The sequence below is a fragment of the Salmonella sp. SAL00672 genome (assembly GCF_046552175.1).
GTDB classification, from domain to species: domain Bacteria; phylum Pseudomonadota; class Gammaproteobacteria; order Enterobacterales; family Enterobacteriaceae; genus Salmonella; species Salmonella enterica.
The window spans coordinates 452,378-466,327 of sequence record NZ_JBGDUQ010000003.1 but is presented as its reverse complement, the minus strand read 5'-3'; the positions used below and the strand labels follow the sequence as shown (position 1 = coordinate 466,327).

The window sequence follows — 13,950 nt, the reverse complement described above, 5'->3', positions numbered from 1 at the left end:
AATGAAACTGGTTCAATATCTTGTGAACGGTGGCAAACGCTACGGCATTATGCAGGAAACCGGAATAATTGATCTCTCGCAGCGGCTTGGCGACAAATATCCCACTTTGAAATCTCTCCTGTGCGCTAATGCGCTGACGGATGCGGCGTTATGGTGTGATGAGCCGGCGGATTATTACTACCAGGAAGTCACTTTTCTGCCGGTGATTGACGATCCGCAGAAGATCATCTGTGTCGGAATGAATTACGCCGATAAGCGTATTGAGTTTAATGAAACCAACCCGGCCCCAACCCTTTTTGTCCGCTTTGCGGATTCTCAGACCGGGCATAATGGCCTGCTGCTGAAGCCTGAAAATACCAATGAGTTCGACTACGAAGGTGAATTAGCCGTAGTGATTGGGCGGCCATGCTCCCGGGTCAGCGCTGAGGATGCTTTAGATTATGTCGCCGGATACAGCTGCTATATGGATGGTTCAGTGAGGGACTGGCAGCATAGCTGGTTTGCGGCTGGAAAAAACTGGCCTTCGACAGGATCATTCGGTCCGTGTCTGGTGACCACAGACGACATTCCCGATCCCCAGATGCTACGTTTACTGACACGACTAAACGGGCGGGAGGTGCAGAACGAATCTACGGCAAATATGATCCATCCTATCGCTTCACTCATTGCTTATATAAGCACCTTTACTCTGCTTTCCCCTGGCGACACGATCCTCACAGGGTCGCCTGGTGGAGTGGGCAAAAAACGCGTTCCACCGCTGTTTTTACACGATGGTGATGTTATTGAAGTTGAGATTGAACATATTGGAACCCTGCGCAATGTCGTCCGGGATAGCCGTTATTTAACATCATCTGTTAGCTGGCATGACGGGAGAAAGTGATGAGTACACTGATTGAATGCGGTGCCTCTCCGTTTATTCCGGGGTTTGCGCTCAAGGATGTTCGTCTGGAAAATGGTCTGACGGTAAGAGTGGCTATCGGAGGCAGCGGTTCACCTTTGGTACTGCTACATGGGCATCCGCAGAATCATACAACATGGCGGAAAGTCGCACCGACATTGGCGCAAAATCATACAGTCATTTTGCCGGATTTGCGTGGCTATGGCGACAGCGATAAACCAACGAGCGATCCGGCGCACCGTACCTATTCAAAGCGCACCATGGCGCAGGATATCGTCATGTTAATGGACGCGCTCGGCTTTTCCCGTTTTGCCTTCGTAGGGCATGATCGTGGCGGACGCGTAGGACACAGGCTCGCGCTGGATTATCCGGATCGTGTGACCTGTTGTACTTTTATCGACATTGCTCCAACCGCGACGATGTACGCCTTGACCGATAAATCCTTTGCTACGCGTTACTTTTGGTGGTTTTTCCTGATTCAACCTTTCCCGTTACCCGAAACGATGATTGCGCACGATCCGGCATTTTTTCTGCGTAAGCATATTTCTGGCCAGCTAAAAATAGAGGGCGCGACCTCGCAGGAAGCATTCAATGAATACCTGCGCTGTTACCAGAACCCTGAGATGATCCACGCGATCTGTGAGGACTACCGGGCTGCTGCGACGATTGATTTGGACGATGATGCCGCAGATACGTCGGCGCGTATCCGGTGTCCGTTACAGTTGCTGTGGGGAGGGCTGGGAACGGTAGGGCAACTATATAATGTGGTTGGTACCTGGAAAGAAAAGGCGCTAAACGTTCAGGGGGAAGCATTGCCTTGCGGACACTCCCCGCAGGAAGAGTGTCCTGAGTACTTTATCCAGAAACTTCAGTCCTTTTTACATTCAGTGTTATAACTCGGTCATCCTTTGCAACTTCGCACTGATGCTATGAAAACGACACCTGTAGGAAAAAAACATCGCCAGCCCCTTGAGGGCTGGCCTTCTGTTGAAGATCTTTTCGTTTTTGTCACCGTTGCTCGCAACGGTGGATTTGCCCGGGCAGCGCTGGAGCTGGGGTTATCTCCCTCCTATATCAGCAAACGTATCGCTATCCTTGAAAAATGTCTCAACGCCCGGCTTTTTTTTCGAAATAACAGAGTGATGCGTCTCACACCGGAAGGCGAAAATGCGCTGGGTGGGGCTATGCAGGTCGTCAGTGAAATGGATGGTTTTGTAAGTCGTTTGGATAATCAACGTGGTGTGTTGGCTGGTAATATCACCATCAACTGCTCATTTGGTTTTGGGCATAAATATGTCGCAGAGGCGCTGTCGTCATTTATGATCGCCTATCCTGATATTACGGTAAAACTCACGCTAACGGATCGTGAAGTGGATCTGGTGGAAGAGGGGATCGATATTGAAATTCGCGTTGGGGATGATATCAACGAATTGTATATCGCACGGCAGTTAGCCACTAATCGACGGATCCTGTGTGCTTCCCCTGAATACCTCGAACGCCACGGCAAGCCAGAGTCTGTTAGTGCGCTTGTGCAGCACGATTGCCTAATGATTCAGGAAAAAAACTCGGCATTTGGCAATTGGATATTAACGGACGGTAAGCAGCAGACACATTGCCGACTAAACGGTTTTCATTCTTCCAACAGCGGCAGTGTGGTGCTTATTTGGGCCCTGAAAGGCCATGGCATTACATTGCGGTCGGAATGGGATGTTGCGCAGTATATTGAACGAGGTGAGCTGGTTCGCGTGTTGCCTCAGTGGTATCAGGAAGCGAATATCTGGGCTGTATATACCCGGCGTTCATCAAGTTCTGATCGTATCAAAATCTGCATCGATTTCCTCACGGAGCATCTTGCACAATGCTTGCCAGGCGGTAAAGCACCGGGCGTACTGTGATCAGTCGGCGCCAACTGTCGTGGCGCCAGATGCTCTGACTTACGTTTACTGTTAGGTGTTCTTTTTGCCAGCACCCAGTAGCTTTTAGGGCGTTGCGTTGGTGGCGCGGTTTTGTTTCCGCTATCGTGGCGAAGTTATCTTTTATCCCACCACGAGGCCCAACCTCCACATAGATACCTCCATTATTACCGGATTTCTCACCTGGTTTTAACGTCATATTTTATCTCCTGATTTTTGGGTGACGATTATCGGAGGTTGAGAATTCTATTGGTATCGGCTGGATGGCATTGTAAGTATCACACACTCACTCCATAACAATCAGATTGATTGAGCGACTACTTTAGCTCAATAGATATGTGTTCATCTTAAGCGTATTATCGCAGGTTGGTAATTAAAATTCTTTAAAAAACAATACCATCCATCAATTCAATATGCTGATTTTTCGAGGTTTTCTCAAATTTAGTTATGCTTATGTAATGCTACCTAACTGACTAAAAGTAATGCTCTTTTCACACAAAAGCCTTAACAGAGGAAACGCAATATTACGTGACTTAATGCCTCTGCTCATTCTCATTAGTTATACCAATGTAATGTTTTCTCACAGCAAAAGAGAAGTAGCTACCTGTGCAGCATTATAGGCGGAAAATCCATTGGGGGTATTACCAAAGATGAAATAGAAAATTAATATTATTAATTAAATGAATATGAAATAGGTATTGTTCCTGTTATCGTTACAACCTTTTCTGTCATAACAATCTTCTCATTTTCTTTCTCGCATACTTGCTGAGCATGGTATAAATGTCTATGAGGACGTCAGCTCGGAAAGCATTCGTTCTGCATGGTATGCCTTTCGTTATTCTCAGGGGCGTGAAATGAAAGTTTTCTTTGATGGAGTCTATATAAGTATATGAAATTGATAATAATCCTCCTTCTCGCGCTATTCCCGTTATGTTCATCTGCCAGCAATCATTATGCCCTTGTTTTTGAAAATAACACGATACTGCTTGTTTTAAATCTTAAATGTTCCCCCTGTGATTTAAACTGCGCAAATATTCAATATCAGCTTTTCAATAAAGAGACGGAGTCTGTTATTTCAGGGGTTGCTAAGCCTGTGACAACGGGCATCGAAAATAATTTTCGTGGTTATATGATGCGTAATAATAATACGTCCTACACATTAATTGAATCAGATAATAAAAACGTATGGGATATGTCTGTTGAGGAGAAGGGAACTCAACAGAACAAAGATACCGTGCAAAAAGTAAAATATCAGCTTAATGCTATTTTTGACAATGGTATATGCTGAATTCTGGCCTGTCTCAGGGATACGATCGTATCCCTGAATATTTCCCATCAAAACTCAGGAGTAAAATCACTCTTACTAATATATTTTTCCAGCATGGCGGTATATTGTCGCCAGTTCCCGGAATCATTGATTACTGCATAATTTATCGATGCTCCCGGCGTTGGCGAGCGTGTTAGCGGCACATCAAGTGCTGTTTTCGGCGCAACCATGATATCGCCGATACTTTTCTTGTTATCCATCGTTAACGTTAAACTCATATACCACGAGGTGGGGTTAACTATCCGTATAGTATTCTCTTTAGCAATAAAGCGTAATTTTTTCTCCTCCGCTTCCGTTGGCGCTTTTAATCCGGTCGGGCGAATTAAAATTTTTAGTCGCAAACGAAGCGGTAATACCAGTTTTCGCGGGTGGTTTTTAATGTCATGGGGGAGTGGCGGTATCTGATAAATGTTTAGCCAGAAGAGACTCTCCCGGTCCGTTGCAAGCTGCTGGCGGGAACTCAGGAGCAGGCGAAGCGTTCTCAGTTCTCCTGGCTGCATTTTAAATACCGGCGGCAGCGCCACCAGCGGCGTTTTGCTGTTATCCGGAGAGGCGTCAATGTTTCCGGCGTCGGTCCATACCTGTAACAGCATCGGCGTTGTATTATCGTTGGATAATGTCAACGATTGAGCGACCTCATCTGAAGCAAAAATAATTCGGGTTCTGTCAATATTAACGGCAGCTTGTGCCGGGCCATACCATCCCGTCAACCCAAGTAGCGTTAATATGACTTTACTGAAAACTAACCACTGCCTGTAATTGCGCATTCACGCTTCCTGCCGTTACTGTTTGTCCGCCGATCGCCTCAAGCGAGGCAGTAAAATCACCGCTATAGGTTTCTACTGAACCGGATGATACCCGTGTGGTTAAATCTTTATAGCCATACCAGCCTCGGGCGTTGCCAGTGCCTGTCTTGATCCGATCGGGTAACAGGTTAATTGGCGTACCGGCATCGTTATAGATGCGGATACCCACTCCGGAAGCTACGCCAGGTTCGCCATAATGGGTGTCCAGTAGCCACGACAGACCGCCTGCGGATGTGGTTAGCCCCAGGCGACGCGCCGCCGCCACGGCGGTGGGTTGATTAACGACAAACCCCATTGCGACATTAGCGGCGCTGGTGGACGGGAGGGCACTGGACACGGCACCGGACTCACATTCCAGGCTGACGTGGAAAGGCGCCTGACTATTACCTCCGGCGGCTAATATGCCGACGGCAACAGGGGGAATTTTCACGATCGCAGGATAATCTGTGATTTTACATAACGCGCCGCGAACATAGGTGACGCTATTATATGTACTCCATGCCCCGGGCCAATAGCTGGGCCAGCCATAATAATCGCTGGCATGATCCAGTCCCGCTTTGATCCGCTCGGTAATCAAGCCTGGGCCTTTAAACGCGATATAACCCCGAGGCTGCGTCCAGGTATCTCGGTCCATTGGATTCTGGTAGGCAAAATATTTTCTTGAGTCAATTTTAAACATCTCATATAGCACGTTGCTAAACGCGCTGGCAGGAATATAAATATATTTGTCATCCTGAAACCAACTGTCTGCGGTAAGTTGGCGTTCTTTCCAGAAACGGCTGTAATATTCGCCGGTACTGAGGTTTGTCATACGGACAGCAACATTACGCTCCACATCATAATAAGCGCCTTCTACTTCGGGAGTAAAAAATGCCCCCGCAAAAGCGCTATCGCCATTTGTCGAATACATCTCATAGAGCTTCCCGGCATCGGCAGTATCGCAGCGGTAAAGTACCTGTTTACTGGAATAGGGCGTGCCGGTGGCGGCCGTCAGGAAGTTACCGATCCCACTGGCCAATAGCGTGCCGGAGGGTTGAAATGTTTCACTATTACTGACGCTAATCACCGTTGGCAAACCGATATTACCGGTATTTGTGTCAGTTGCGCCGATCCAGTTTTGCGCCGTGTAGCCCGCTTTTATCGCCGCGTCAGAGAGCGCGCTCTTATCGGTGACTTTGATACATGACGACCATGTTCCGGCGCTGACGAACAGGCTGGTGATAAACAATAGCGTTCGGAAACTAAAAAGCATTGTGCTATTCCTTCTCGCAGATTTTGTTCAGATAGAGAAACGGTTCTTTGGTGTGAAGATCGAGTTGGTAGGCAACCCGGCAACGCTGGTTTGCCCCTGTTCCCCAGCGCACCAGTAGAGAACCCGACGGATGGGCGATACGGGCATAAATCTGCCCACTCTGGCCGACCATGCCGATGTTTGTGCCTTCACCGTTGAAAACATCAGCGCCCATTGGCGGTATGCCGCCATCCGGCATCTTCACGGAGATCAGCACTGCTTTGCCGCTGATAGTGGCGAAATTGACACGCGCGATGGCGCCAGCATACGGCACAATCTGCTGACTTCCTCCCGTCAGTTCGGCATCGCTGCGCATCTTACGGGTATCGAGCGTAACGTTATTGACGCGGTAAGGAGATAACGAAGGCAGAATGGCGTAACCAAAGCGATCAACCACAGCGCCCTGGCCATTTTGTACGATCGCGCCCTGCGCGCCATCGGCATGAATAAGCGCAAAGGTATCGCTGGTATAGGGGCCAGCCGTCAGACCGCCAGGGTGAAGTACCAGGGTGCCGGACGCGCCCAGCCCTTCCTGACGATAGTTATCACCCTGGTCATAGTTGGCGCGAAGTGCGCCAAACCGGGTGTTCTGTTGTAGATTACCGCCAAACGTCGTTGGCGCGCTGCTATCGCTATTACTATTGCGATAACGCTCGTAGCCGCCATAAACCGACCATGACAGGTCGCTGTTTTCACCGCTACTGCCGGTCATGGATACGGTTGAGGAACGGCTTTGACTGGACTGGTTATAATTCATAGCGACAGACGTTCTGTTTTCGCCCCAATCCAGCGGTATAGAGACATTAAACGACATTGTGGTTTCGGTATATTTTTGTCGGCTACTCACGTCCAGTGGTTCGTTAACGCCGTGATAAAAGCGATCGTAATCCCAGGTGGTGCGCTGTCGTGCGATATTCACCCCGTAGCTTATATTCCGCCACTGGTTGCTATACCCCATTTGTAGCTGTGTTATACGCGATTGGTTATTGTAGTAGTCTGCGGTGCTGGCGCTGAGGTTAAGCGTGCCAAGCCGTCCTAACGGCTGGCTTACCGTCGCGGACAGGCGATTGCGCTGATGCAGCGTGTCGGAGTAGTAATCAATCCCCGTTTTTGCTTCCCGGCGTACGCCGAGCACGTCCTGAAGATCGCGGAAGCCGTTGGTTGAATAACGATAAGCCGCCAGCACCAGGTTAGTGCCGGTGGTAAACGTTTTGCTGTAACTGAGTTCCGCGCGCCAGCCTTGCTGGCGATCGTTATGCTCTGCGCGCGCATTCGACCAGGTGGCGTTGAGGCCGAACGCGCCCATACCGGTGGCCCAGACGCCGCCCGCCAGCCATGCCTGGTAACGCTGCGCAATTCGTGAACCGAGGTTGAGGGTAATGGTGTTATTAACGCCGTGCTGGAACGTTCCCTCAAAGAAACGATTTTCAATATCGTAGTACTGACGAACCCTGCCGAAGGCCAGCGAATAGTGCCAGTTACCGGGGCGAACCGAATCCGGCACGGAAGAATAAGGCACGGTGAAACGTGAGGTTTTACCGCTGGCCTCGATAACCTCTACCTCCAGATCGCCTTGATAACGGGTGTTGTACAGATCGTCAATATAAAATGGGCGCGGCGGAACGTTGGTTTCATAAATCACTTTCCCCAGTTGTTTTACTACCACGTGCGCGCTACTGGCCGCTACGCCCCGAACTTCCGGCGCATAACCGCGTTTGCCCTGCGGGCGCATCCGCTCGTCGGTGACTAGTTTAGCTCCGTTAAAAGACAGACTGCCGAATAAGCTGGAGTCCGTATAGCTATCGCCCAGCGACAGAATACTGTTAATAGACGCGACAGGTCTTTGCACCCAAGTTCGAACGCTATTATAGCGCCAGGCGCTTCCGCTCTGGTTGCTATTGGCATAGCGCAGATTACTTTGATGACGGACCTGCCAAAGTCCGAGGTTAACGCCCATGTTTAAACCGCTCCATAAGTATTGGTAGCGATAATGGCTGTCGGTATTTTCGGTGTGGGTCCAGTTTGTGTTATGGCGTAAAAACAGCGCCAGCGCGCCGCTATCCCACTCTGAAGGGGAGATATAACCGCGCGGTTTGTGCGTAAGTTCGGTCATTGGAATCGTTAGCAACAGGCGAAGCGTGGCGCTATCAAATTGCCAACCGGCATGAGGCACCCACTCCCTGAGCGGGCGACACTCGGTCGCAGCGTCGGTCGCGGGGAGTGATTTTATCTGTGCTGCTTTCATCACCGATAAGGGCAGGCAGGGTTCAGTCTGTTGACCCTCTTTTACAGCATTAAATCGAATATTAGTGCTCGAGGTTACCAGCGTGCCATTAACGTAAACGTCGGCAAGATAGTCTCCGGAAGGCGTTTGCTGTTCATTAAAACGGGCAATATTTTGTCCGTAAGTGGCCCCCTGAAGTAGCGCAGGATCAAAATAATACTCTTCACCCTGCGCGGAGCCTGAGCAAACTATGGCGATCAATAGCGCAAGGCTTTTGCGGTTCAAATTAATGGTGGGGGACATCGTAGCTCTCGCTTATCCTTGCGCCCAGGTCGTTAACCAAAGTAACGGTGACTGTACCGGAGAAGGATTTGAGTGACCGTTTGCCCGGCAGCCACCAGGTTTGACTGGAGAAAGGGGCAATCATGTCTGCATCCAGGTTATATGAAGCGCCGTTCACTTTTACATTCAAATTACTTAAAGAGGCAAACCAGGGCTGCGGATTAACAATAACAATACCGCTTTTTCCGGAACCCTTATTTACCGTTTTAATCTGTAATTTTTTCGCCAGACTATCAGGTTTACCTAGCCCGTCAGGACGATAGAAAAGTTTTATTCTTGAGCGCAGCATCACCAACATTTTATTTTGCCCGCTGTCGCTGCCAATATTCGTTGGTGGTACCTGTAATACGTTAAACCAGAATACTGACTCACGATCCTGCGGCAATTTTTTCGTGTTGTTATAAATTACGCGTACCACTTGGCCTGCTTTGGGTTGAATACGAAATACCGGCGGCGTGGCAATGAACGGCATCGCGCTGCTATTTTCCGGGCTGGTATTCATATCGCCATCGTCAAACCAGGTTTGTACGATATAAGGTATTGCATCATTATTTTTTAACTGCACATCTACGGAGGAGGCTGTTGATGGGTAAATTATTCGGCTACCCAAAATAGTAACGCTCGCCCACGATGCTGTGGCGGGTAGGGCCAGCAATAGAAAAACTATTAAGTAATATAATGTGGAATGTCGGGTATCCATTTTCATCTCAACAACTCCCTGACGATTGAAAATGGTCTGGCGTTTCAACGCCAGACCGTAGCGACAATTATTTATACGAAACGGCGTATTGTAGGGTGGCAGCGACTGTCCCAGCCTCTGCTTTCCCGGTAGAGTAATACCGCGCGGTATAAGTCGCGCTCGCTTCAGAAGCATTTGGTTCCAGCTGTAGGTCGCCGTCGCCAGTAAAGCCGCCGGTCAGATTGATTGGCTCCCCTGAAGTGTCGAGTAATTGGACTTCAACATTTTTCGCGCTGCCAGTATTACCCAGGTTACCGTTACTGGTGACCTGATTACCGACAAAGACAGTGGAAATTTTTGTTGTTTTGTCCTTAGAGCCGGTACACCCGGACAGCCCAATATCAAACGTTATTGGCCCCGCGGTTTTCCCTTGTTCTGATAACTCTTTAGTACTTACTGTTGGTAATAACACGACGGGTTTAGCCTGATTACCATTAATCACGACAGAGCACGTTTCATCAGAGACTTCCCCTTGAAAGGTGATGGTGTTATCAGAAACAGCCATCGCGCTGCTGGAGACAAGAAGCGAGCCTGTGATCATTGCTAAATATTTTTTCATAGACATATGATAATGTTCCTGTATTAATCTTTACTTTTTCAGGACGAGTGCAATTCGCCCGAATGTTTCGTGCTTATGGAGGAGTGGTAAAAATAACGATCATTAACTCTATTTTTGGATGTGAGCTATACCCTCCTGACTATTGATAATGCGATATAAAACAAACAGACTTATTTCTCTTATCATGAAATAGAGCGATAAACGCTTTCGTCCATACATCTCATTAGTACAACTGATAGTGTTATCATTTGATTGAGTGTAATCCGATAACAATTCTCTCCGCGTCTGAATAGATAGACTATGTTGCAATACAAACCTGCACATTTTTGCTATGTAAAATCCGCATCAGTTAAACCTCCCGATGGATAATACGATGGTGAGATTAAGGTAAATTTTCTGAAATCTGCTTCTGAAACAGTATAATTAGTCTTACTTTTTTCTTACTTTTGGCCTTTCAGAAGTTTCCTGAGTTTGCGTTAAGGTAAAGAAAAGTGTTCAGATTTACCTATAACTGTTTGATTTGTAATGTGCAGGTAATACTTGTGTCAATTATTGTTTACTATAAGTGAGACTTATAAGTTAAACTCAGGTTAATTAGGGGGCTGAATTCTTTTTTGAGCATGATAATATGTCGTCTGAATGATGGATGCAGTTACCTTTAGGATTGTCATGAATGAAAGCATATTTTTACTTGATAAGCGTGTTGTATTTGATAGTACGAAGATGACCTTATCGCATGGTAATGAGATAATCAGAATATCAGAAGCTGAGACCCATCTGCTTCTTGCTTTTTGGCATGGTCTTTACAAAAAAGAAGATATTATTCATTTTGTTTGGGAAAATCGTGGAGGCTGCGTCTCAGAATCAAGTTACTATAAACTCATTAATCAAATGAGAAATGATTTTAGTAGCATCGGTCTACAGTCATCTGACATCGTAACTCGTCCTCGGGTGGGGGTGTCGCTGTCTGTTGCCATTGAACCTATAAAAAAAATCACCTCCCTAAAGGTGAGTGATGAAAACGTTAAAGGCACCCCGACTCGGGAGAACATATTTTACAAAATTAAACGTCACAGCGTATTTGTGGTATTAACAGGAGCCATTCTTCTGGCATTGCTCTATGGTGTATTTACTATATATAAAGCGCCTGTTCGTAACAGCCCTGATAGTTTTTTTACATATCTTGGCGAATATAACGATTATGCAATCTATAAAACAAAAGAGGATAAGGTCACATTAAGTGAAGTAGTTTTTGCTTTTAACTCTCTAAAAATTAAAATTTACCGGCAAAATGGACGCCATCTTTATTATATCAGGGAGCCTAACATGAATATTTTTCTGCAATGCTTAAATCCTGTTGAAATGGCGGTGCCAAAATGTATTACAGTAAAAGAACGTTACTGATTATATTTGTAATATTTATCGCCACTGTCGCAATCGGATCGGTAATAGCGCTTGAGTGGGTAAATCGAGACTCTTATAGAACCAATAATCTTATATGCACGACAAAATCAGAAGCGTATATTGAACCACGAAAATTGTACATGGATGGTGGACTTGTGCTGGATCTTAAATCCGGCAGGATTACCCTACACTACGATGTTACTACCGATACGAAAGAGAAACGGCTTTTTTTTCGTGATATCTGCATCAGCAAACTGCGCAGAACGGGTATGAAAACATTTACTTTTAAAGTCAATTCAGTTAAGACTTTTGAGTCTGATACTGCTGGCGATTTGTTTTCCTGGTTGAGACTGTTACAGCCTGGTACGATTAATGAGTTAAAGATGGTCAAAATTGGGAAAAATACCTACATGTTTTCGCTTAATCGACATTTGTATAATGTGTGTACCACCAGTAGTAACGTTGAGTTGTAGCCAATAATCCCTGTATTGATGGGAATTCGTTCCGTGATGGTTATGCCTCATCAGGCAGCGAACCTGGCATCTGGCTAACATATTGAATTTAGATATCTGCTATCGCTTATTTTAACGATAGTATCCTGCACCTGTTGGGTATTGATATTTTCTTGTCTATTTTCGGCACAGGGAGTGCCATCTTGCTATCATTAAGAACGTATAACCTATCTCTCAATATTGCTTTTCTATATTAATGTTACTTTAGTTATCCTATAAAAGCGTACAGTGGCAAAAGGAAGGCCGGTAAGAGGGCAATGATTTGAAAGTAAGAAAGCTATTTCTGATGTTGTTTATTGCCGTTCCACTGATCGTAATGATATTGGTGGGGTTACTCGCGGGTATCTTCCAGCTAAAACGAGATATCGCCGTCAGCGCCAATACGCTGCTGCGGTTTAGCGCGGATATATCTGCCGCCTCCTGGCAAGTCGCCGGAAAAGCCGCCAGACTGGCTGAGAGTTCCTGCACTGATACGCTGAAAGAACTGTCCAGAACGCGGGCCTTCACTCCTTATGTCCGTGACATTGGGTTTCTGGAAAATGGTGATATCACTTGCTCCTTTGTCACAGGAACCGAACGCTATCATTTTTCCCGGCTGGCAGGGCTTTCCTTACCTGCTTCTTATCCGGAACGGTGGTTGCGATCTATCGGTAGTATGGCCGAAGGACCCGATCGCCTTGTTGTGGTTTATGTGAAAAAAGTAGCAGCGAATAAAGCGGCTTTCGTCATTGTGGATTCGCAGTATGTCCAGGAGCTCATGGAGATATTGGCAGCAGAGAGAGCATCAGCCTTTAGCCTGACATTCGGCGCAGGGGAGGCGATTACCAGCGCTGCGACGTTGCGCGGTAAGGCGTTTTTAACGCAGCGGTTCACCTCAACCGATCACACTATCCAGCTGATGGTGCGAACCCCTTTCTCAACGTTATCGGCATACTGGTTACAAAACCTTTTTATTTTTATTCCGCTGTCATTATGTCTTTCTGTAGGGATGATGTTGTTCTACAGGCGCTGGTATTTAAAACGCTTATCTCTGGCCCGGGAGATTGCCAGGGGAATAACGCACAATGAATTTACGGTACATTATCAACCTGTTTTTAATGTTAAAGACGGTAGTTGCGGCGGCGTGGAGGCGCTAATGCGCTGGCCGCAACCGGATGGCCGTTTTATAACTCCCGATATTTTTATTACCGCCGCAGAAAATGAAGGCATGATTATTCCACTCTCTCGTCATCTGTTCGAACTGATTGCTCATGACGTGATAAACTGGACTGTACCGGATGATTTCTATATCAGCGTAAATATATCGCCTGCGCATCTTATGGATGACGGTTTTATACAAGATATAGAGGCGCTCAGGACTCGTTTGGGAACGATAACGCTTATGTTGGAGCTCACCGAACGTAGCCTGATTGTAGAACCTTCACAGGTCGCAGAAAAACTTTCAACGCTCCGTGAAAAAGGCGTGTTAATAGCGATTGATGATTTTGGGACCGGCTATTGCTCCCTCTCCTATCTCCAGCAATTACCTGTAGACTCTCTTAAAATAGACAGAACGTTTATCGATACCATTGATACCAGCAGCGATGATGTTCCTGTCCTGGATACTATCATCACGCTGAGTCAGCGACTGGGGCTTAATGTGGTTGCCGAAGGGGTCAGTACCCAGCACCAATTGCGTTATATCTTAAGCCACGGGGTAGGATTCGTTCAGGGATTTCTTTATGCCAGGCCGATGGAGGCTAATGACTTTATGAGCTGGCTTGGCAAGTCAGCCCAGCGGCAAAATGGTTTGCTCAAGGGGGAAAGCGGATCCGCGAGCGATCTGGTGGCTGAATAATGCAGGAGCTCGCTACGGAAAAAAATTCAATAGCGCGATATATCCTGGTAATATGTTTATGCCGTGAAGAAACGTGATAGCACTGAGGCGGATATTTT

The 13,950-nt window shown here is 47.0% G+C and carries 12 protein-coding genes and 1 pseudogene; 7 read left to right on the top strand and 6 right to left on the bottom strand.

All coding sequences use genetic code 11. The annotated features are described in order from the left end of the window. Window position 1 precedes the first annotated feature (1 nt). Genes ACLJTG_RS12135 through ACLJTG_RS12125 form a run of 3 tightly spaced genes read left to right on the top strand, consistent with a single transcriptional unit; the run spans window position 2 to window position 2,793 of the window. Window positions 2-880: a fumarylacetoacetate hydrolase family protein gene (locus tag ACLJTG_RS12135; RefSeq protein WP_127201201.1), complete on the top strand. Its 879-nt coding sequence runs from the start codon at window positions 2-4 to the stop codon at window positions 878-880. Further along, a complete protein-coding gene (locus tag ACLJTG_RS12130; protein WP_000105593.1) occupies window positions 880-1,794 on the top strand; it encodes an alpha/beta fold hydrolase in 915 nt (304 codons plus the stop codon). The genes ACLJTG_RS12135 and ACLJTG_RS12130 overlap by 1 nt, the downstream gene beginning before the upstream one ends. A 33-nt stretch (window positions 1,795-1,827) precedes the next feature. Continuing rightward, the gene (locus ACLJTG_RS12125) at window positions 1,828-2,793 is read left to right on the top strand and encodes a LysR family transcriptional regulator (protein ID WP_000859023.1); all 966 of its coding nucleotides are present in this window, start codon (window positions 1,828-1,830) and stop codon (window positions 2,791-2,793) included. Here ACLJTG_RS12125 and ACLJTG_RS12120 read toward each other — a convergent pair. Next, window positions 2,738-3,010: a hypothetical protein gene (locus tag ACLJTG_RS12120; RefSeq protein ID WP_001675688.1), complete on the bottom strand. Its 273-nt coding sequence runs from the start codon at window positions 3,008-3,010 to the stop codon at window positions 2,738-2,740. The two genes, ACLJTG_RS12125 and ACLJTG_RS12120, sit on opposite strands and share 56 nt — an antisense overlap. A 690-nt stretch (window positions 3,011-3,700) precedes the next feature. Between ACLJTG_RS12120 and ACLJTG_RS12115 the strand changes: the two genes are divergently transcribed. Beyond that, window positions 3,701-4,099 carry a hypothetical protein gene (locus tag ACLJTG_RS12115; protein WP_080110565.1) on the top strand — a complete coding sequence of 133 codons (399 nt, stop codon included), beginning with the start codon at window positions 3,701-3,703 and terminating at the stop codon, window positions 4,097-4,099. Window positions 4,100-4,146: 47 nt separating this feature from the next. Here ACLJTG_RS12115 and stbE read toward each other — a convergent pair whose 3' ends face one another. From stbE to ACLJTG_RS12090, 5 genes are all read right to left on the bottom strand, one after another. Then, on the bottom strand, window positions 4,147-4,905 hold the full coding sequence (gene stbE / locus ACLJTG_RS12110) for a fimbrial biogenesis chaperone StbE (RefSeq protein WP_127201200.1): 759 nt from the start codon (window positions 4,903-4,905) through the stop codon (window positions 4,147-4,149). Beyond that, on the bottom strand, window positions 4,871-6,196 hold the full coding sequence (gene stbD / locus ACLJTG_RS12105) for a fimbrial usher protein StbD (RefSeq protein WP_000899100.1): 1,326 nt from the start codon (window positions 6,194-6,196) through the stop codon (window positions 4,871-4,873). Before stbD ends, stbE begins: the two co-directional genes overlap by 35 nt. 4 nt (window positions 6,197-6,200) lie before the next feature. Beyond that, on the bottom strand, window positions 6,201-8,762 hold the full coding sequence (locus ACLJTG_RS12100) for a fimbrial outer membrane usher protein (protein ID WP_410958989.1): 2,562 nt from the start codon (window positions 8,760-8,762) through the stop codon (window positions 6,201-6,203). Continuing rightward, window positions 8,746-9,507, bottom strand: a complete 762-nt coding sequence (gene stbB, locus ACLJTG_RS12095) for a fimbrial biogenesis chaperone StbB (protein ID WP_410958988.1) — start codon at window positions 9,505-9,507, stop codon at window positions 8,746-8,748. Before stbB ends, ACLJTG_RS12100 begins: the two co-directional genes overlap by 17 nt. Window positions 9,508-9,568: 61 nt before the next feature. After that, on the bottom strand, window positions 9,569-10,105 hold the full coding sequence (locus ACLJTG_RS12090; RefSeq protein WP_000062036.1) for a fimbrial protein: 537 nt from the start codon (window positions 10,103-10,105) through the stop codon (window positions 9,569-9,571). A gap of 663 nt (window positions 10,106-10,768) precedes the next feature. Here ACLJTG_RS12090 and ACLJTG_RS12085 point away from each other — a divergent pair. The 3 genes and pseudogenes from ACLJTG_RS12085 to ACLJTG_RS12075 all read left to right on the top strand — a co-directional run bounded on the left by ACLJTG_RS12085 (window position 10,769) and on the right by ACLJTG_RS12075 (window position 13,852). Further along, window positions 10,769-11,503 carry a transcriptional regulator gene (locus ACLJTG_RS12085; protein WP_001005866.1) on the top strand — a complete coding sequence of 245 codons (735 nt, stop codon included), beginning with the start codon at window positions 10,769-10,771 and terminating at the stop codon, window positions 11,501-11,503. After that, window positions 11,476-11,776, top strand: a pseudogene (locus ACLJTG_RS12080) (hypothetical protein). The gene ACLJTG_RS12085 and the pseudogene ACLJTG_RS12080 overlap by 28 nt, the downstream one beginning before the upstream one ends. A 501-nt stretch (window positions 11,777-12,277) precedes the next feature. Further along, entirely contained in the window at window positions 12,278-13,852 is a 1,575-nt protein-coding gene (locus tag ACLJTG_RS12075) for an EAL domain-containing protein (protein WP_192513519.1), read from the top strand. The last annotated feature ends 98 nt before the right edge of the window (window positions 13,853-13,950 follow it).

Bases quoted from the DNA above. Each gene is read 5' to 3' on its own strand.
- ACLJTG_RS12135 (WP_127201201.1), top strand. From the start codon at position 2: ATGAAACTGGTTCAATATCTTGTGAACGGTGGCAAACGCTACGGCATT.
- ACLJTG_RS12130 (WP_000105593.1), top strand. From the start codon at position 880: ATGAGTACACTGATTGAATGCGGTGCCTCTCCGTTTATTCCGGGGTTT.
- ACLJTG_RS12125 (WP_000859023.1), top strand. From the start codon at position 1,828: ATGAAAACGACACCTGTAGGAAAAAAACATCGCCAGCCCCTTGAGGGC.
- ACLJTG_RS12120 (WP_001675688.1), bottom strand. From the start codon at position 3,010: ATGACGTTAAAACCAGGTGAGAAATCCGGTAATAATGGAGGTATCTAT.
- ACLJTG_RS12115 (WP_080110565.1), top strand. From the start codon at position 3,701: ATGAAATTGATAATAATCCTCCTTCTCGCGCTATTCCCGTTATGTTCA.
- stbE (WP_127201200.1), bottom strand. From the start codon at position 4,905: ATGCGCAATTACAGGCAGTGGTTAGTTTTCAGTAAAGTCATATTAACG.
- stbD (WP_000899100.1), bottom strand. From the start codon at position 6,196: ATGCTTTTTAGTTTCCGAACGCTATTGTTTATCACCAGCCTGTTCGTC.
- ACLJTG_RS12100 (WP_410958989.1), bottom strand. From the start codon at position 8,762: ATGTCCCCCACCATTAATTTGAACCGCAAAAGCCTTGCGCTATTGATC.
- stbB (WP_410958988.1), bottom strand. From the start codon at position 9,507: ATGAAAATGGATACCCGACATTCCACATTATATTACTTAATAGTTTTT.
- ACLJTG_RS12090 (WP_000062036.1), bottom strand. From the start codon at position 10,105: ATGTCTATGAAAAAATATTTAGCAATGATCACAGGCTCGCTTCTTGTC.
- ACLJTG_RS12085 (WP_001005866.1), top strand. From the start codon at position 10,769: ATGAATGAAAGCATATTTTTACTTGATAAGCGTGTTGTATTTGATAGT.